Source organism: Pseudomonas sp. AC172, from assembly GCF_979258595.1.
Map to the genome: position 1 here is coordinate 3,350,920 of NZ_OZ409868.1, position 17,760 is coordinate 3,368,679.

18 protein-coding genes and 1 pseudogene are annotated in these 17,760 nt (G+C 59.1%); 10 read left to right on the top strand and 9 right to left on the bottom strand.

What is annotated here, in order from left to right; all coding sequences use genetic code 11:
- Positions 1-97 precede the first annotated feature (97 nt).
- A complete protein-coding gene (gene htpX, locus ACZ0A4_RS15005; RefSeq protein WP_007908619.1) occupies positions 98-985 on the top strand; it encodes a protease HtpX in 888 nt (295 codons plus the stop codon).
- 201 nt (positions 986-1,186) lie between these two features.
- Here the strand turns inward: htpX and ACZ0A4_RS15010 are convergent, their stop codons facing one another.
- Positions 1,187-1,834 (bottom strand): thiopurine S-methyltransferase, encoded by a 648-nt coding sequence (locus ACZ0A4_RS15010; RefSeq protein ID WP_463575388.1) that lies wholly within the window; start codon positions 1,832-1,834, stop codon positions 1,187-1,189.
- Positions 1,835-1,937: 103 nt separating this feature from the next.
- Between ACZ0A4_RS15010 and ACZ0A4_RS15015 the strand changes: the two genes are divergently transcribed.
- Positions 1,938-2,705, top strand: coding sequence for a DODA-type extradiol aromatic ring-opening family dioxygenase (locus ACZ0A4_RS15015; protein WP_463575389.1), 768 nt, complete (start codon positions 1,938-1,940; stop codon positions 2,703-2,705).
- 106 nt (positions 2,706-2,811) lie between these two features.
- On the opposite strand, the gene ACZ0A4_RS15020 is transcribed toward ACZ0A4_RS15015, so the two are convergent.
- Complete coding sequence (locus ACZ0A4_RS15020) at positions 2,812-4,485, bottom strand: DEAD/DEAH box helicase (RefSeq protein ID WP_122597121.1); 1,674 nt, start codon at positions 4,483-4,485, stop codon at positions 2,812-2,814.
- A gap of 423 nt (positions 4,486-4,908) precedes the next feature.
- Here ACZ0A4_RS15020 and ACZ0A4_RS15025 point away from each other — a divergent pair, with 423 nt between their 5' ends.
- Positions 4,909-5,700 (top strand): crotonase/enoyl-CoA hydratase family protein, encoded by a 792-nt coding sequence (locus tag ACZ0A4_RS15025; protein WP_463575390.1) that lies wholly within the window; start codon positions 4,909-4,911, stop codon positions 5,698-5,700.
- 130 nt (positions 5,701-5,830) lie between these two features.
- On the opposite strand, the gene ACZ0A4_RS15030 is transcribed toward ACZ0A4_RS15025, so the two are convergent.
- Positions 5,831-6,586 (bottom strand): spermidine synthase, encoded by a 756-nt coding sequence (locus ACZ0A4_RS15030; RefSeq protein ID WP_463575391.1) that lies wholly within the window; start codon positions 6,584-6,586, stop codon positions 5,831-5,833.
- A gap of 151 nt (positions 6,587-6,737) precedes the next feature.
- Here ACZ0A4_RS15030 and ACZ0A4_RS15035 point away from each other — a divergent pair.
- Positions 6,738-8,085, top strand: a pseudogene (locus ACZ0A4_RS15035) (class II 3-deoxy-7-phosphoheptulonate synthase).
- A 132-nt stretch (positions 8,086-8,217) separates the two neighbouring features.
- Here ACZ0A4_RS15035 and ACZ0A4_RS15040 read toward each other — a convergent pair.
- On the bottom strand, positions 8,218-9,444 hold the full coding sequence (locus ACZ0A4_RS15040) for a winged helix-turn-helix domain-containing protein (protein WP_463575392.1): 1,227 nt from the start codon (positions 9,442-9,444) through the stop codon (positions 8,218-8,220).
- Positions 9,445-9,524: 80 nt separating this feature from the next.
- Complete coding sequence (locus tag ACZ0A4_RS15045) at positions 9,525-9,746, bottom strand: DUF1127 domain-containing protein (protein WP_007908607.1); 222 nt, start codon at positions 9,744-9,746, stop codon at positions 9,525-9,527.
- Positions 9,747-9,842: 96 nt separating this feature from the next.
- Between ACZ0A4_RS15045 and ACZ0A4_RS15050 the strand changes: the two genes are divergently transcribed.
- The gene (locus ACZ0A4_RS15050; protein WP_007908606.1) at positions 9,843-10,697 is read left to right on the top strand and encodes a LysR substrate-binding domain-containing protein; all 855 of its coding nucleotides are present in this window, start codon (positions 9,843-9,845) and stop codon (positions 10,695-10,697) included.
- Here ACZ0A4_RS15050 and ACZ0A4_RS15055 read toward each other — a convergent pair.
- Positions 10,687-11,436, bottom strand: coding sequence for a sulfite exporter TauE/SafE family protein (locus ACZ0A4_RS15055; protein ID WP_463575393.1), 750 nt, complete (start codon positions 11,434-11,436; stop codon positions 10,687-10,689). The genes ACZ0A4_RS15050 and ACZ0A4_RS15055 overlap by 11 nt on opposite strands.
- A 110-nt stretch (positions 11,437-11,546) precedes the next feature.
- On the opposite strand from ACZ0A4_RS15055, the gene ACZ0A4_RS15060 reads away from it, so the two are divergent.
- From ACZ0A4_RS15060 to ACZ0A4_RS15070, 3 genes are all read left to right on the top strand, one after another.
- Positions 11,547-12,503: a LysR family transcriptional regulator gene (locus tag ACZ0A4_RS15060; RefSeq protein ID WP_463575394.1), complete on the top strand. Its 957-nt coding sequence runs from the start codon at positions 11,547-11,549 to the stop codon at positions 12,501-12,503.
- A 73-nt stretch (positions 12,504-12,576) separates the two neighbouring features.
- A complete protein-coding gene (locus tag ACZ0A4_RS15065) occupies positions 12,577-13,032 on the top strand; it encodes a MarR family winged helix-turn-helix transcriptional regulator (RefSeq protein WP_463575395.1) in 456 nt (151 codons plus the stop codon).
- A 326-nt stretch (positions 13,033-13,358) separates the two neighbouring features.
- Positions 13,359-13,778, top strand: coding sequence for an organic hydroperoxide resistance protein (locus ACZ0A4_RS15070; protein WP_052964019.1), 420 nt, complete (start codon positions 13,359-13,361; stop codon positions 13,776-13,778).
- A 190-nt stretch (positions 13,779-13,968) separates the two neighbouring features.
- Here ACZ0A4_RS15070 and ACZ0A4_RS15075 read toward each other — a convergent pair whose 3' ends face one another.
- Positions 13,969-14,538, bottom strand: a complete 570-nt coding sequence (locus ACZ0A4_RS15075) for an elongation factor P (RefSeq protein ID WP_007908599.1) — start codon at positions 14,536-14,538, stop codon at positions 13,969-13,971.
- Between the two features lie 48 nt (positions 14,539-14,586).
- Positions 14,587-15,729 carry an elongation factor P maturation arginine rhamnosyltransferase EarP gene (gene earP, locus ACZ0A4_RS15080; RefSeq protein WP_463575396.1) on the bottom strand — a complete coding sequence of 381 codons (1,143 nt, stop codon included), beginning with the start codon at positions 15,727-15,729 and terminating at the stop codon, positions 14,587-14,589.
- Positions 15,730-15,853: 124 nt separating this feature from the next.
- On the opposite strand from earP, the gene ACZ0A4_RS15085 reads away from it, so the two are divergent.
- Positions 15,854-16,261 (top strand): hypothetical protein, encoded by a 408-nt coding sequence (locus ACZ0A4_RS15085; RefSeq protein WP_463575397.1) that lies wholly within the window; start codon positions 15,854-15,856, stop codon positions 16,259-16,261.
- Between the two features lie 2 nt (positions 16,262-16,263).
- Complete coding sequence (locus tag ACZ0A4_RS15090; RefSeq protein ID WP_463575398.1) at positions 16,264-16,746, top strand: GreA/GreB family elongation factor; 483 nt, start codon at positions 16,264-16,266, stop codon at positions 16,744-16,746.
- Positions 16,747-16,755: 9 nt separating this feature from the next.
- Here the strand turns inward: ACZ0A4_RS15090 and cysB are convergent, their stop codons facing one another.
- Positions 16,756-17,730, bottom strand: a complete 975-nt coding sequence (gene cysB, locus ACZ0A4_RS15095) for an HTH-type transcriptional regulator CysB (RefSeq protein ID WP_008079948.1) — start codon at positions 17,728-17,730, stop codon at positions 16,756-16,758.
- Positions 17,731-17,760 lie beyond the last annotated feature (30 nt).

A 17,760-nucleotide genomic window follows, 5' to 3' on the forward strand; every position in this document is an offset into this window, starting at 1 on the left:
CACAGTTTGAAATAGTCACTCAGTTGAATAGCCCGGTGCGGCACCTTATATACCCCGCAGTACGCTACATCTTTAGCTTGAGGAGATTTCTACAACCATGATGCGCATCCTGCTGTTTTTGGCCACTAACCTGGCGGTCGTGCTGATAGCCAGCATCACCCTGAGCCTGTTCGGCTTCAACGGGTTCATGGCGGCCAACGGGGTTGATCTCGACCTTAGTCAGCTGCTGGTTTTCTGTGCGGTCTTTGGTTTCGCCGGCTCGCTGTTTTCGCTGTTCATCTCCAAGTGGATGGCGAAGATGAGCACCGGTACCCAGATCATCAGCCAGCCACGTACCCGGCATGAGCAATGGCTGCTGCAAACCGTCGAGCAATTGTCCCGCGAAGCCGGAATCAAGATGCCCGAAGTCGGTATTTTCCCGGCCTATGAAGCGAACGCGTTCGCCACCGGCTGGAATAAGAACGACGCGCTGGTCGCGGTCAGCCAGGGCTTGCTCGAGCGTTTCTCGCCCGATGAAGTGAAAGCCGTACTGGCCCACGAAATCGGTCACGTGGCCAACGGCGACATGGTCACGCTGGCGCTGATTCAAGGCGTGGTGAACACCTTCGTGATGTTCTTTGCGCGGATCATCGGTAACTTCGTCGACAAAGTGATCTTCAAGAACGAAGAAGGCCAGGGCATCGCCTACTACGTGGCAACAATCTTTGCCGAACTGGTACTGGGCATTCTCGCCAGTGCAATCGTCATGTGGTTCTCGCGCAAGCGCGAATTCCGTGCCGACGAAGCCGGCGCACGTCTGGCCGGCACCAGCGCAATGATCGGCGCACTGCAACGCCTGCGCGCCGAACAGGGCCTGCCGGTGCACATGCCAGACACCCTGAACGCCTTTGGCATCAACGGTGGCATCAAACAGGGCTTCGCCCGCATGTTCATGAGCCACCCGCCGCTGGAAGAGCGTATCGACGCGCTGCGTCGTCGCGGTTGATCCAACTGGCGTAACAATGAAAAAGGCCCGCAGTGATGCGGGCCTTTTTTATACCTGTGGATTATGCGGCGACAGCGCCGGCCCCTTCGCGAGCAAGCTCGCTCCCACAGGGTTATGCAGTGCTTAGGCGATCTGTAACACAGCGCAAATCACTGTGGGAGCGAGCTTGCTCGCGAAGAGGCCAGTAAAGGCGTCAACAAACTATCGGGGAGAAACCCGATAGACCCGCTCCTCCAGCCGCGTCACGCCAGCCTGAAGGAACTTCCCGCTCTCCCCCAGCACATCCTGCTCCTCCAGTACCTGCACCTGCCAGACATCCCCGAGCAAGCGCTGCACTTCATCATCCCCCACGGCAAACGGTGGCCCGGGCATCTGCGCCTGATCGTAATCCAGCGTGATCAGCACCCCCTCCACACCCTGCGCCAGGATCTGCTGAAGATGCGCCGCGTAACGCTCACGCATCGGCGCCGGCAAGGCGATCAGCGCGGCGCGGTCATACAAAGCGGTGCAATCAGCCACATCGCTCGCCGTCAGCGCGAAGAAGTCACCACACCACAGTTCGATAGCGTCACTGCTATAGACCTTGAACGCGCCCTTCTGGCTGATCTGCGGCAGTACCTGATGCTCGCTGAAAAAGTCTTCAATCGCCTTTTCCGACAGCTCGACCCCAAGCACCTGATGACCACGCCCAGCCAGCCACGCCAGATCCAGACTTTTCCCACACAAAGGCACGAGCACTCGCGCCGTTGCCGCTACCGCCCAGTGCCGCTGCAGATACGGATTCACTTCCGCCAGGTGAAAACCGATCTGCCCTGACTCCCACTTCTTGCGCCAAAACTCAGGTTGCATGTATCACTCCCAATAATTCGATCAAAAAGCGTTAAAACTTATATTAGATTTAGATCAATGATCTGAATGAAGATGAGGCCATCTTAACGCTCAGGAACCCATCATGTTTCCCAGCCTGTTTATTTCCCATGGTTCGCCCATGCTGGCGCTGGAACCAGGCGCCAGTGGCCCGGCGCTGGCGCGTCTGGCCGCCGAATTACCGAAGCCCAAAGCCATCGTGATTGTTTCTGCGCATTGGGAAAGCCACGAATTGCTGGTCAGCAGTAATACGCAACCGGAAACCTGGCACGACTTCGGCGGCTTTCCGCGTGCGTTGTTTGAAGTGCAGTACCCGGCGCCGGGCAATCCGCAACTGGCTGCCCAAGTGGCTGATTTGCTGACTGCCAATAACCTGCCTGCCCGCCTCGATCCGCAACGTCCTTTCGATCATGGGGTTTGGGTGCCGTTGTCGCTGATGTACCCCCAGGCGGATATTCCAGTGGTGCAGGTATCGCTGCCGAGTCGCGCTGGCCCGGCGCTGCAAACCCGGGTCGGCCGCGCGCTGGCGAGTCTGCGTGATCAAGGCATTTTGCTGATCGGCTCTGGCAGCATCACCCACAACCTGCGTGAACTCGACTGGCACGCCGGCCCGGAAAGTGTCGAGCCGTGGGCGCGGGATTTCCGTGACTGGGTGATCGAGAAGTTGGCGGCCGACGATGAGGCGGCGCTGCATGATTATCGCCAGCAGGCGCCGAATGCGGTGCGCAGTCATCCGAGTGATGAGCATTTGTTGCCGCTGTATTTCGCGCGGGGTGCGGGCGGTGAGTTCAGCGTGGCGCACAAAGGATTCACGATGGGTGCGCTGGGCATGGATATTTATCGTTTCGGTTGATGCCTTCGCGTGCAGGCTCGCTCCCACAAAGGCAAAAAAGCAGGCAAAAAAAATCCCCGAACCAGTCGGGGATTTTTTATGTGCGATCAATCAGCCCAGAGGCGGATCAATCTTCGCGGTAGCGACGCAGTTTCAACTGCTTGCCAGCAACGCGAGTGTCCTTCAGTTTGGTCAGGAGTTTGTCCAGACCATCTTCCGGCAGCTCGACGAGGCTGAAGCTGTCACGCACCTGGATGCGACCGATCGCTTCACGGGCCAGACCGCCTTCGTTGAGGATGGCGCCCAGCAGGTTTTTCGCAGCGATACCGTCACGCGCACCCAGCGCGGTACGGCAACGAGCACGGCCTTCGCCCAGCGGCATTGGCGCGCGACGCTCGCGGTCACCACGATCAGGACGATCACCGGTGCGCTCAGGACGGTCGCCACGCGGTGCGTTGTTCGGCACCAGTGGACGTTCCTTCTCGATCGCCGCCAGGTTCAGCGCTTGACCGTTGGTGGCTTTGCGCAGCAGCGCAGCAGCCAGAGCACGCGGAGTGCAGCCGATGTCTGCAGTCAGACGATCCAGCAGTTCACCGTGAGTCGATTCGGCATCAGCGACCAGCGGCGACAGGCTGTTGGTCAGTTTCTTGATGCGCGCATCGAGAACAGCTTGAGCGTCCGGCAGGCGTACTTCGGCAACTTTCTGACCGGTTACACGCTCGATCACTTGCAGCATGCGGCGCTCACGTGGAGTCACCAGCAGCAGTGCACGACCTTCGCGACCGGCACGGCCAGTACGGCCGATACGGTGAACGTAGGATTCCGGATCGTACGGCATGTCAACGTTGAACACGTGAGTGATGCGCGGAACGTCCAGACCACGGGCAGCAACGTCGGTCGCGACAACGATGTCCAGACGGCCATCTTTCAGCGAGTCGATCACGCGCTCACGCTGGTTCTGGGCGATGTCACCGTTCAGCGCTGCAGCTTTATAGCCTTTGGCGTCGAGAGCGCTGGCCAGATCCAGGGTCGCTTGCTTGGTGCGCACGAACATGATCAGCGCGTCGAAATCTTCCACTTCCAGCAAGCTGAGAACGGCCGAAGTCTTCTGGTCAGCGTGAACCAACAGGTGAGCCTGTTCGATCGCGGTAACGGTCTGGGTCTTGGTCTGGATCTTCACGTGTTGCGGATCGCGCAGATGGCGTTCGGCAATGGCGCGGATCGACTGCGGCAGGGTAGCCGAGAACAAAACGGTCTGACGGGTCGATGGCAGCGCCTTGAAGATGACTTCCAGGTCATCCATGAAGCCCAGTTTCAACATTTCGTCAGCTTCGTCGAGAACCAGGTGGTTCACGGTCGACAGCACTTTTTCGTCACGACGCAGGTGGTCGCACAGACGGCCCGGAGTGGCGACAACGATCTGTGCACCATTACGGATTGCTTTCAATTGTGGGCCCATCGGCGCGCCGCCGTAAACGGCCACAACGGTAACGCCCGGCATTTGCTTGGCGTAGGTTTCAAAAGCGGTTGCTACTTGCAGCGCCAACTCACGAGTTGGCGCCAGGATCAGGGCTTGCGGTTCGCGCTTGGCAGGATCGATGCGGTGCAGGATAGGCAATGCGAACGCGGCGGTTTTACCGGTACCGGTTTGCGCCTGGCCAATCATGTCCTGGCCGGCCATGATGATCGGGATCGATTGCTGCTGAATCGCCGAAGGCTCTTCGTAGCCGGTCGCTGCGACGGCTGCAAGAATATTCGGGTTAAGATTAAAAGCGGCGAATCCGCCGGTTTCCTGGGTCATGGGTCTGCCTCTAAGTGCATCCGCAAAGACCCATGCTCCAAAGCTGCGCATGCCGTGTTGAGACTCAAGAGTCGCCCTGGCAGCTTTGTCGGCGGGGATTTGCGAAAACGAATGAATGAAAAAAAGAATCGTCCGGGAAGAGCCCGCAATGCGGACGTGCAGCCGAAGCTGACTTCGGGAAATTGCGCTACCTAAACGCGGCCCGGTTAAAGGCCGGCGCGCACTATACCGGATTTTGCCAAAAAAGGGAGCTTTTTTTATTGCCAAAATACCTGTGTCACCGCTGTGTAACGGGGTTTTGCGGATAATCGCGCCAAGGTCTATTTTTCAAAGGCCCGGCCCTGCGGGCGATGACGCTTAAACGATTCATCGACATGCGGCATTCCGTCGCTGCACCCGCCCTTCCTGCCCGAGGATCCAGCCATGAATCAGCCCTGCCCCGGCGGCGTCAGCCGTGAACGCCGTGGTCACGTCCACCTGATCGGCCTTGATCGAGCGGCCAAGCGCAATGCTTTCGACCTCAACCTGCTGAATGACCTGAGCCTGGCCTATGGCGAGTTCGAGGCGGACAGTGAAGCGCGGGTGGCGATAGTGTTCGGCCACGGCGAACACTTTACCGCCGGTCTGGATCTGGTCAATGCCAGCTCCGCCCTCGCCCAAGGCTGGCAGGTTCCGACCGGCGGCTGCGACCCGTGGGGTGTTTTCGTCGGACCACGGGTGAGCAAACCGGTGATTGTCGCCGCGCAAGGTTATTGCCTGACCATTGGCATCGAGTTGATGCTGGCCGCCGACATTAACCTGTGCGCGAGCAATACCCGCTTTGCACAAATGGAAGTGCAGCGTGGGATTTTTCCTTTTGGTGGCGCGACTTTACGTTTTCATCAAGTCGCCGGATGGGGCAATGCGATGCGCTGGTTGCTGACCGGGGATGAGTTTGATGCGCACGATGCCTTGCATCTGGGGTTGGTGCAGGAAGTCATGGCCAGTGAAGACCTGTTGCCGAGGGCGATTGAGTTGGCTGAGCGGATTGCCCGGCAGGCGCCATTGGGCGTGCAGGCGACGTTGATGTCGGCGCGGCAGGCGCGGTATGAGGGTGAAACGGCGGCGGCGCAAGGTTTGCCGGCGCTGGTGAAGAAGTTGTTGGCGAGTGAGGATGCCAAGGAAGGGGTGCGCTCGCTGGTGGAGCGGCGACCCGGCATCTTCAAAGGAATATGAATCTGTGGGGGTCTTGAGGCCCCTTCGCGAGCAAGCTCGCTCCCACAGTGACCACGTCGTTCACGGATTTTGTGACCGACGCTGACCCTGTGGGAGCGAGCTTGCTCGCGAAGGGGCCATCACTGACAACTCATGTAGCCGGGCGAATCGCATTGATCAACGACTGCAACGAATACCCCAACCGCGGCGCCAAGGCTTCAGCCCGCGCGGTCAGCGCCTGCGTGTCCAGCACCTGATCGAGATCCGCCGGCACAATCAGAATCACGTTGCCCTCCTTCACCGGCAGCTCCCAGTAATGGCGGTGATAGAGCCCGCGCAACAACGCCGCGCCCAACGGCTTGCCATCATCGGTGGCCCACTGATTGATCACCAGCCAGCCGCCCGGATTCAGACGCTTCTGGCAGTCGCCGAGGAAACTCCAGGCCAGATGGCCGACACCCGGGCCGACATCGGTATACAGGTCGACGAAAATCAGATCCGCCGGTTCAGCGCTCGGCAGCAACTCCAGCGCATCGCCGACGCGAATATACAGCCGTGGGTCATCGTCCAGCCCAAGGTATTCGATGGCCAGACGCGGCACATCCGGACGCAGTTCAATGGCTTCGACATCGTCCAGCGGGAGGAACTTGAGACAGGCTTGCGTCAGCGTGCCGGCACCCAGCCCGAGAAACAGCGCACTCTCCGGCTGCTCATGGCACAACGCACCGATCAGCATCGCCCGGGTGTAATCGTATTCGAGCCAGCTCGGATCAGCCGTGAACACGCAGCTCTGCTCAATCGCATCGCCGAACTCGAGAAAGCGGTAATCAGCCACTTCCAGCACGCGAATCACGCCGAACTCATCCTGTACTTCGGCGAGCAGATGCTCGACGCGCTCCTCAGTCATTTCGTCTCCTGATGGTCACCGGGCGCGGTGACGCGATGGCACCGCTTTGGCGCCGTGGCAAAGCGGCGATTGTCAGCGATGGGGCGGGAGCAGGTCACGCACTAATTACTGCTACCATGAGCCTTCCGTGCATAGAATCTTAGAGAACGTGATGAGCCAACCGTGGAGCCCTGACAGCTGGCGCGCCTTGCCGATCCAGCAACAACCGCAATACCCCGACGCCGCGCACCTGCGTCAGGTCGAGCAAACCCTTGCCAGTTACCCGCCACTGGTGTTTGCCGGCGAAGCGCGGGAGCTGCGCCGTCAGTTTGCCGAGGTCACTCAGGGCCGGGCATTCCTGTTGCAGGGCGGCGATTGCGCCGAAAGCTTTGCCGAGTTCTCGGCAGCGAAGATTCGCGACACGTTCAAAGTGTTGCTGCAAATGGCGATCGTCATGACCTTCGCCGCCGGTTGCCCGGTGGTCAAGGTCGGGCGCATGGCCGGTCAGTTCGCCAAACCGCGCTCAGCCAATGACGAGACCATCGACGGCGTGACACTGCCCGCCTATCGCGGCGACATCGTCAACGGCATCGGCTTCGACGAAAAGAGCCGCGTGCCGGATCCGGAACGTCTGCTGCAGTCCTATCAGCAGTCCACCGCAACACTGAACCTGCTGCGGGCATTCGCTCAGGGCGGCTTTGCCGATCTGCATCAGGTGCACAAGTGGAACCTCGATTTCATCGCCAATTCGGCGCTGGCGGAGAAGTACAGCCACTTGGCCGACCGCATCGATGAAACCCTGGCCTTCATGCGCGCCTGTGGCATGGACAGCTCGCCGCAACTGCGCGAAACCAGTTTCTTCACCGCCCACGAAGCGTTGCTGTTGAACTACGAAGAAGCCTTCGTGCGTCGCGACAGCCTGACTAACGATTACTACGATTGCTCGGCGCACATGCTGTGGATCGGCGACCGTACCCGTCAACTCGACGGCGCGCATGTCGAATTCCTGCGCGGGGTGAACAACCCGATCGGCGTCAAGGTCGGCCCGAGCATGAACCCGGACGACCTGATCCGCCTGATCGACGTGCTCAACCCGGACAACGATCCGGGCCGTCTGAACCTGATTGCGCGGATGGGCGCGAACAACGTCGGTGATCATCTGCCAGCATTGATCCGGGCAGTGCAGCGTGAGGGCAAGCAAGTGCTGTGGAAGCTCCGACCCGATGCACGGCAACACCATCAAAGCCAGCAGCGGCTACAAGACCCGCGACTTTGCGCAGATCCTCGGTGAAGTTAAACAGTTCTTCCAGGTGCACGAAGCCGAAGGCAGCTACGCCGGCGGCATTCATATCGAGATGACCGGGCAGAATGTCACCGAGTGCATCGGTGGCGCACGACCGATTACTGAAGACGGGTTGTCGGATCGCTATCACACTCACTGTGATCCACGGATGAATGCCGATCAGTCGCTGGAGTTGGCGTTTTTGATTGCCGAAACGCTGAAGCAGGTTCGCCGCTAAGATTCGACATCTTTATCGCTTTAACTGGCCTCATCGCTGGCAAGCCAGGCTCCCACAGTGATCGCGTCGATCACAAAATATGTGTACGACGCGGACACTGTGGGAGTCTGGCTTGCCAGCGATGGCGTAAGGTCAGTCGCACCCAATCTGTGCCAATGCCACCCGCAACCGCGCCGCACTCTCGCGCTGACAATTCAACTGCACCCGCGCAAGCCCCAGCCAATCTGCCGTCCGCCGCAAATTCACGGCCAGCGCCGACATCCCTTCCTCATCCAGCCCCGGCTCTTCCTCGTGCACCGCATGCACCGCCAACTGCCCCGCCGCCCGCTCGGCGCGCAAATCGACCCGCGCAGCAATCCGCTCGTTGTGCAAGAACGGCAGCACGTAATAGCCGTAAACCCGCTTGTCCTGCGGCGTATAAATCTCCAGTCGATAGCGAAAGTCGAACAAGCGCTCAGTCCGGCTGCGTTCCCAGATCAACGAATCAAACGGCGATAACAACGCACTGGCCAACACCTTGCGTGGGAATTTCGGCTCCGGCAAGCAATAGGCGATCTGCCGCCAACCGGCGACTTCGCACATCTGCAGTTGCTCGGCCTCGACCAACTCCGCCAGACGCGGACGCGCATCCGCCGGATTCAGACGAAAGTAATCACGCAGGTCTTTTTCAGTACCGACGCCCAAGGCCTGCGTCGCGTGCAGCAACAGACCACGCTGTGCCTCGGCCTCATCAGGCAATGCCTGTTGCAGAATTGAAGTCGGAATCACCCGCTCCGGCAAGTCATACAAACGCTCAAAACCACGCCGCCCCGCCACCGTCACTTCACCGGCCGCAAACAACCACTCCAGCGCATGCTTTTCCGCGCTCCAGTCCCACCACGGTCCGGCCTTGTCTTCGCGAGTCGACAGGCTGCCGGCACCCAACGCGCCCTGCTCTTCGACCGAACTCAACACCCGGCGAACCACGTCCTGCTGCTCGCGACCGAATTTCGCCAGTTGCTGATAGATATCCTCGCCGCGCCTGGCTCGCTGCATGCGCCACGCCATCAACGGATACATCGACAGCGGCAGCAACGACGCTTCATGTCCCCAGTATTCAAAAAGCGTACGACGTCGCCCCGAACTCCAGGCAGCCTGGTCGAGCAAGTCGGAAGAATAGGAACCGAGACGGGAAAACAGCGGCAGGTAGTGCGAGCGCACCACGGCGTTGACGGAGTCGATCTGCAGCACGCCCAGCCGTTCGATCAGCCGGTTGACGTGCGCAGCCTTGACGGTCGGCGGCTGGCGCCCGTTGAAGCCTTGGGCCGCCAGCGCCAGACGTCGTGCCTGTTTGAGGGAAAAGGATACTGTTGCGGGCATGAGCATCTCCTTGTCTGCTCGCAACCTACCTCACCGGAAGTTGGTTTGTGTAGCGCTCTGCTCATCATTTATGCAGGGGGTCATTTATGCATCGGGTCATCCCAGAACGGCCGCACGGCTTCGTGTTCAACGTCGGCACGACTGACACCGATGTCCTTCAACGCTTCGTCACTCAGGCTGGCAAGCAACTCGCGTTCACGGTGCAGTTCGTACCAGCGGCTAAACTTGTGCAGCAGGTCGGAAACGATATGGCCGTGGCCGGAAAATTTTGATTCGTCTACGTACTCTCTTTGACCTTTCATCGTGTTGCCTCCTTTGTGGATGGCTCAAGTCTCGCGCCGGCGCTAAGATCAATCCAACGAATGTTTCTGATGGCATGCATCACGGAGATTCATCAATTGTCGGCCTACCCCAGTATCGATACCGATGTTCTGCGCACCTTTGTCGCCATTGCTGATCAGGGTGGGTTCACCCGCGCCGGCGAAATGGTCAACCGCACGCAATCAGCGGTGAGCATGCAGATGAAGCGCCTGGAAGAAGACGTGTTGCAGCGTCAATTGTTCGAGCGCGATGGGCGCCAAGTGCGCCTGACCGCTGAAGGCCAGGTGCTGCTCGGTTACGCGCGGCGCATCCTCAAGTTGCACAGTGAAGTGTTCAACACCCTGCGCGAGCCGCACATGGTCGGCACGGTGCGCATTGGCACCCCGGATGATTACGTGATGCGTTTTCTGCCGGGGATTCTGTCGCGGTTTGCGCAGTTCTATCCGTTGATCCAGATCGAAGTGCACTGCGAGTCGACCAAACAACTGTTGCAACGCACTGATCTGGACCTGTCGATCGTTACCCGCGAACCGGGCAACGAGATCGGCCAGTTGCTGCGCAAGGAGCGTTTCGTCTGGGCCGAAGCGCAGAACTTCAGTGCCCACGAGCAAACGCCGCTGCCCTTGGCGATGTTCAACAGTGATTGTTTCTGCCGCTTGTGGGCCTGTAACGCGCTGGACGCGATGGGCCGCGAATACCGCATCGCCTACAACAGTACCAGCCTGTCGGCGCTGATGGCGGTGGTGAGCGCGGGTCTGGCGATCACCGCGCAACTGGAAAGCCTGATCACCCCGGACATGCGCATCCTTGGCGCCGCCGAAGATCTGCCGCTGTTACCCGAAGCCAGCATCATGCTGATCCGCAACCTGAACAATCCGTCGCCGATCACCGAGTGTCTGGCCGAGCACATCGTCGAAGGCTTCAAACTTTAAACGCGAGCATCACCGCACACAGCACCAGAAAACCGCAGAACAGCCCGCGCAGGATTTTTTCCGGCATGGCGTGGGCGACTTTCACGCCCCAACTGATGCTCGCCAGACCACCGATCGCCAGCGGCAGGCCGATCATCCAGTCCACTTCCTGGTGCACCGCATAAGTCACCAGGGTCACGCCGGTGCTTGGCAAGGCCAGCGCCAGCGACAAGCCTTGAGCAACCACTTGCGTGGTGCCGAACAGGCTGGTCAGCACCGGCGTTGCCACCACCGCGCCGCCGACACCGAATAAACCGCCCATGGTCCCGGACGCCGCGCCAAGCACGCCAAGCCACGGCCAGGAATAGCGCATCTCTGAAGTCGCAGCGGGTTGCTTGCCGAACATCTTCAACAGGTTGTAGATCGAGAGCACCACCAGAAATCCGACAAAGCCGATGCGCATGGTTTGCGCATCAATGCCCACCGCCCAGATCGAACCGATCCACGCAAAGCAGAAGCCCATCACCGCCAAGGGCAACGCGTGCCGCAGTTCGATGCGATTGCGCTGGTGATAACGCCACAGCGCCAGCATCACGTTCGGTACCACCATGACCAGCGCCGTGCCTTGGGCGATTTGCTGATCGAGACCAAACCACACGCCGAGCAACGGAATGGCGATCAAGCCGCCGCCGATGCCGAAGATGCCGCCGAGTGTGCCAAGCGCAGCGCCAAACAGCAGGTACAACAAAAACTCCATCACAGCTAAATTCCTCTTACGTCAGGCGATTCATCCTACGCAGTCATGGCTGGCGTGGAAACGCACAGCAACGCACAATGGCTATGCCGATCCCGCACAAGCGTTGAGCCGATATGAATCCCAATCAATTGACCGATCAACTCGGGCTGTTTCTTGATGTGCTGGAGAGCGGCAGTTTTTCTGCCGCTTCGCGCCTTCATCCACTGACACCCTCGGCCGTCGCTCGACGGATCGACAGCCTGGAAAGCGCCGTTGGCAGCCAGTTATTTGTTCGCAGCACCCATGCCGTACGAGCGACACCCGCCGGCCTGGCGTTTGCCGAACGTGCTCGGCGGATCGTTGCCGAATTGCAACTGGCCCGAGCCGAAGCCGTATCGCTGAGCAGTGCGCCAGAAGGCCTGATCCGCATCGATGCACCCGCAGCGTTTGGACGACGGCATCTGGCGCCGGTGATTGCTGACTTTCTCGTCCTCTACCCGGGGCTCGATGTGCAACTGCATCTGATCGACAGTTTCGTCGACATGGGCGGCTCGAACCTGGGCAAAGTCGATCTGGTGCTGCGCGCCGGGCAGATGGCAGATACCCGGCTGGTGGCCACGCCCTTAGCGAGTATGGTGCGCATTGCCTGCGCCAGCGCCGACTATCTCCAGCGTCGAGGCATACCAAACACGCCCGCGCAGTTGCATGAACATGATGGTCTGGATTGGGAAGGCCTTGCCCCGCCCTTCGCTTGGCGTTTCGAACAGGACGGGCAGATGCAATTGCACCGCCCGGCGCGCATCCGCATGAGCGCCAACAATGCCGAAGCGCTGGTGTGTGGCGCCCTCGCCGGGTTGGGCATCGCGCATCTGCCGACGTGGCTGGCCAGCGAATACCTGCTGCGCGGCGAATTGCTGCCGTTGTTCTGCGAAAACGGCCTGCCGACCCCGGAGTCCACCGGTATCTACGCGCTGCGCATGGAGCAACAAACCAACTCGCGCAGCCGCCTGCTTCTGGAATATCTCAAGACCCGCTTCAGTCCTGTGCCGCCCTGGGATCTGGCATTGCAGCGAGATCTGGGACGGCACTAGCGGCGGAAAATTATCTGGCGCATTAAAGATTCGAGCGCTAGATTCATGACCATTACCGAACAAGGCTTTTGACATGACTTCCGAACGTGACACCTGCGACGACCTGCTGCTGGACAACCAGGCCTGCTTCGCTCTGCATTCCACTTCGCTGATGATGACCAAGGTCTACAAGCCGCTGCTGCAAGCCTTGAATCTGACCTACCCGCAGTACCTGGCGATGATGGTGCTGTGGGAGAAGGATGGTTTGACTGTCGGAGAAATCAGCACGCGCCTGTTGACCGATCCCGGCTCGCTGACACCGCTGCTCAAACGACTGGAAGGCGAAGGCTTGCTCAGCCGCACACGCAGTCGTGAGGATGAGCGGGTGGTGATTGTCGAGCTGACCGAGCAAGGCCGGGCGTTGAAAGAAAAAGCCCAGACCGTTCCACAATGCATCCTTGGCGCCAGCGGCTTCACCTTGGAACGCCTGCAAAAGCTGCAATCAGAGTTGCAGGCGCTACGCAGCCATCTGCAAGAAAGCCTGATCTAAACCCGATGCTGTCCCTTGTGGGAGCGAGCCTGCTCGCGAATCCGGTCTGTCAGCCACTTGTTTGGTGAATGAGAGATTCCATTCGCGAGCAGACTCGCTCCCACGTTGATTTCATCGCCAGCACAATATTTTTCAACAACTGATCTGCTGCACAAACCGCTCTAAATCAAGCCTTATAGGCCATCTCCCATCCCCACCCCTCGTCAAAGCGTACATTTCTCAAAAATTTATCTTGCGCACTAAATATTCGCGCGATACATTTATCTCGCACTTACTTATCGCGCAAACAATTAGCGCACACAACCACACTCAATGAGGCTCACACCATGCAAACTCTCTACACCGCAATCGCAACCTCCACTGGCGGCCGTGATGGTCGTGCGATCTCCAGCGACAACATCCTCGACGTCAAACTCGCCACCCCGAAAGAACTCGGCGGTGCCGGCGGCGCTGCGACCAACCCTGAGCAACTGTTCGCTGCCGGCTACTCGGCCTGCTTCATCGGCGCTCTGAAATTCGTCGCCAGCCAGACCAAACGCAAAATCCCTGACGATGCCTCGATCACCGCCCACGTCGGTATCGGCCAGATTCCTGGCGGCTTCGGTCTGGACATCGACCTGCACATCAGCCTGCCGGGCCTGGAACAAGCCGACGCACAATCACTGGTTGAAGCAGCGCACCAGGTCTGCCCGTACTCCAACGCCACCCGTGGCAATGTTGATGTACGCCTGCACGTCACTGTTTGAAGCCAGACACAAATCCCCTGTGGGAGCGCGCCTGATCGCGAAAGCGTCCAGTCAGACAACGCTTCATTGGATGACACGGCGCATTCGCGAGCAGGCTCGCTCCCACAGGGGTCGGTGTTGAATGTGAAATCACAGGCACAAAAAAGCCCGACTCAATGGTCGGGCTTTTTCTTTCCGCAAAAAGCAATGCTTATTTGGCACGGCCTTTGTAGGAACCGCCTTCGCGGGTGTCGATTTCGATCTTGTCACCGATTTCGATGAAGTCAGCAACTTGCAGCTCAGTACCGTTGGCCAGCTTGGCTGGCTTCATGACTTTGCCGGAAGTGTCGCCGCGAGCCGAACCTTCGGTGTAGTCAACTACGCGCACGATGGTGGTCGGCAGCTCTACGGAAACCAGACGCTCTTCGAAGAAGATCGCTTCGCAAACATCGGTCATGCCTTCTTCAACGAAAGGCAGAACAGCTTCGATGTCTTCAGCGTTCAGCTCGTACATGGTGTAGTCAGTGGTGTCCATGAACGTGTAGGTGTCGCCGCTGATGAAGGACAGGGTCGCTTCCTTGCGGTCGAGGATTACGTCGTCCAGTTTGTCGTCAGCGCTGTAAACGATCTCGGTCTTGTAACCGGTCAGCAGGTTTTTCAGCTTGGTCTTCATGATCGCGCTGTTACGGCCCGACTTGGTGAATTCAGCTTTCTGAACCAGCCAAGGATCGTTCTCGAGACGGATCACGGTACCGGGTTTCAGTTCTTTACCAGTTTTCATTGCGAATATCCGAATTTGGATGGGATTTACAAAAATCTAGGCCGCGTATCATATCCAATTTAGGTAAAACTGTACCAGCGCTGCGGCAAGATCGGCCTGCAAGCCTTGTTCCAGACACCACGCTTCGGCATTTTCCTGCAGTTCTGGCCAATGATTACGCGCTGCGAGCCAGTGTTCGCCGATAGGCTGACCGGCACTCCAGGCGCGCCAGAGACCGTTCATCGCCTCGGCAGCAGCCGGCGAGAGCCTTTTCGTATACAGCGCAAGAAAGGCGTCGAGCTTGTCCAGATGGATGTCTTCGTCCTGCTGGTAGATGTGCCAGAGCATCGGCCGCCCCGCCCATTGCGCGCGGACAAACGAATCTTCACCGCGCACCGCATTGAAATCGCAGCACCAGAGCAAGTGATCATATTGATCCTGTCGGACGAACGGCAGCACTTGCACGGTGAGCGACTGACGCAGATGAATCGCACCGACCGCCAGGGCTTCCACCTCCAGCCAGCGCGCCACATCGCCAAGAATCCGCCCTTCTGGCACCAGCAGATGAGTCGGTGCAGCGTCCGCCGCCAAAACGTCCAGCCAACTGGCCAGCCCGGCATTCTCGTAGGCAAATAGCGATATCATCTGGGCGTCAGGTGCAGGATCGATCCCGAGACCTTGCAGGAACTGGCGCTGAGCCTCGGTATCCTGCTGAAATTGCTGACGCTGCTCGAGCAGTCCTCGCTCACGCAACAGCCCGCCAGTACCCGGTTGAAATCCCGGAAAGAAGAAGAACTTCTGCACCGTTTTGTATTTGACCGACGGCAACCCGTGACAGCCGATTACCCAGTCTTCAGCGCTGAGATAGTCGAGGTTCATCCACAGCGGCGGCTGTTCGCGCACGGCCATCGCCTCCATATAGTCAGTAGGCAACTGACAGGCAAACGCGGCGATTACCACATCGGCGGCGTCGCTGTGCGACCACTCGGCCGGCCAGTGGCGCACTTCGACACCCTGCTGGGATTGCTCTGCCGCGTTGATATCGATCTCGGGGCAAATGCGTTCGAATGCGCGCAGATCATCGACCCACAGGCGCACCGCCAGACCGTGCTCGGCCGCCAGTTGTCGGGCCAGACGCCAGGTCACACCGATATCACCAAAGTTGTCGACGACGGTGCAGAAAATATCCCAGCGGGTTTTCAATTCCGGCATTCAAGACTCCCGTTGGCAAAAGCAGCGATTGTCCGCATAAATGACCTCGCGCAGAAGAGCCGACGGCGATTAATCTTCGTGCGACAATCGCCACTTGCCCGCAATCATCCGCCAGGAGGCAGCCATGCCCTACCGTCCCAACCCGCGCCGTCCTTTGCCTGTTCAGCTTAGTGCGCTGCATTTGACCGGCAGCATTGCCTTGGGCATGTGGCTGGGCTTCCTCGCCATTGCGCTGACCTGCTGGCTGCTGGCGCATTTTGTATTCAAAGAACAATTGCTACCGGTGGCTCAGGCGGTACAGCAACTGGCCACTCCGCCCGCCGTGCAGGTGCAGCCGGACATTCCGCCGCAGAGCCCCCTGTTCGACCAGTACGAAGAAAACCTGCGCAAGAACGAACAGCAGGCTCGACTCGATCAAGCGCGCAGCAGCTCGCGAAATCAGTCGAACCCGAAATGCCAGTTCTGGTTGCAACAGGATCAGACGGCTCCAAGCGAAAAATCCCGCACCAACGTTTTGCAATTCTGCGATTGATCATGAACAAGCACGCCGTCCACCAACTGATTCTCGACAAATTGCGCATCGACCTCGACATCGCCGAGCGCGCCGCACAAACCGCTTACGAAACCGCGACTCACGAAGAGAACATCGCCGAAAACAAGTACGACACGCTGGGCCTGGAAGCGTCGTATCTGGCGGCGGGCCAGGCGAAAAGGGTCGAAGAAATCCGTCAGTCACTGGCGCTGTGCCAGAACCTGACGCTGCGTGCCTACGATGAAAATCGCGGCATCGAAGTCGGCGCCCTGCTCGGCCTGGAAGACGAAAAGGGACGTGAGCAATGGCTGTTTCTGGCGCCGGATGCGGCAGGCCTGAAAGTCGATGTGGTCGGTCAGCCGATAACCGTCATCACCCCGCGCTCGCCGTTGGGCAAAAGTCTGCTGGGCAAGTGTGAAGGCGATGAGGTGGAGATTCTGGTGGCGGGCACCCGGCAACAGTTTGCTGTCACCGAGGTGCTTTGAGGCAGTTGATCAGTGAACCGGCAGTTCGACGCCGTCGAACAGTTCTTCCAGTTCCTGCTTGTTATGGCACTGAATGGCTTTGGCCATGACTTCACGGGTCAGGTGCGGGGCGAACTTCTCGATGAAGTCGCACATGAAACCACGCAGGAAGGTGCCGCGACGGAAACCTATCTTGGTGATGCTCGATTCGAACAGTTCGCTGGCATCCAGCACCACCAGATCGCTGTCGAGTTTGGTGTCGACCGCCATTTTCGCCACGATGCCCACGCCCAGACCCAGACGCACGTAGGTTTTGATCACGTCGGCGTCGGCCGCGGTAAACACCACTTTCGGTGTCAGACCACGATGGCTGAAAGCTTCGTCGAGTTTCGAACGCCCGGTAAAACCAAATACGTAAGTCACGATCGGGTATTCGGCCAGTGCTTCCAGTGTGAGCTTCGGCAGTTTGGTCAACGGGTGACCCTGCGGCACGACCACGCAACGGTTCCAGCGATAGCACGGCATCATCACCAGATCGCCGAACAGTTCCAGCGCTTCGGTGGCAATGGCAAAATCGACGGTGCCGTCAGCAGCCATTTCGGCAATTTGCATCGGCGAACCCTGGTGCATGTGCAGCGCCACGTCGGGGTATTGCTTGATGAAATTACTGATCACCGGTGGCAGCGCGTAACGTGCCTGGGTGTGCGTGGTGGCGATCGACAGGGTGCCTTTCTTCTCGTTGGAAAATTCCTGGGCGATCTGCTTGATGCTTTCTACCTTGCGCAGAATCTCACCGGCAGTCGTGATGATGCGCTCGCCGGCCGGGGTCACTCGGGTCAGGTGCTTGCCGCTGCGGGCAAACACTTCGACGCCAAGTTCATCTTCCAGCAGACGGATTTGCTTACTGATGCCCGGTTGCGAGGTGTAAAGGCTTTGGGCTGTAGCGGAAACGTTGAGGTCGTGGTGCGCCACTTCCCAGATGTAGCGCAATTGTTGAAGCTTCATATGAATCCCTCAAAGCAGGTAGACGCCACG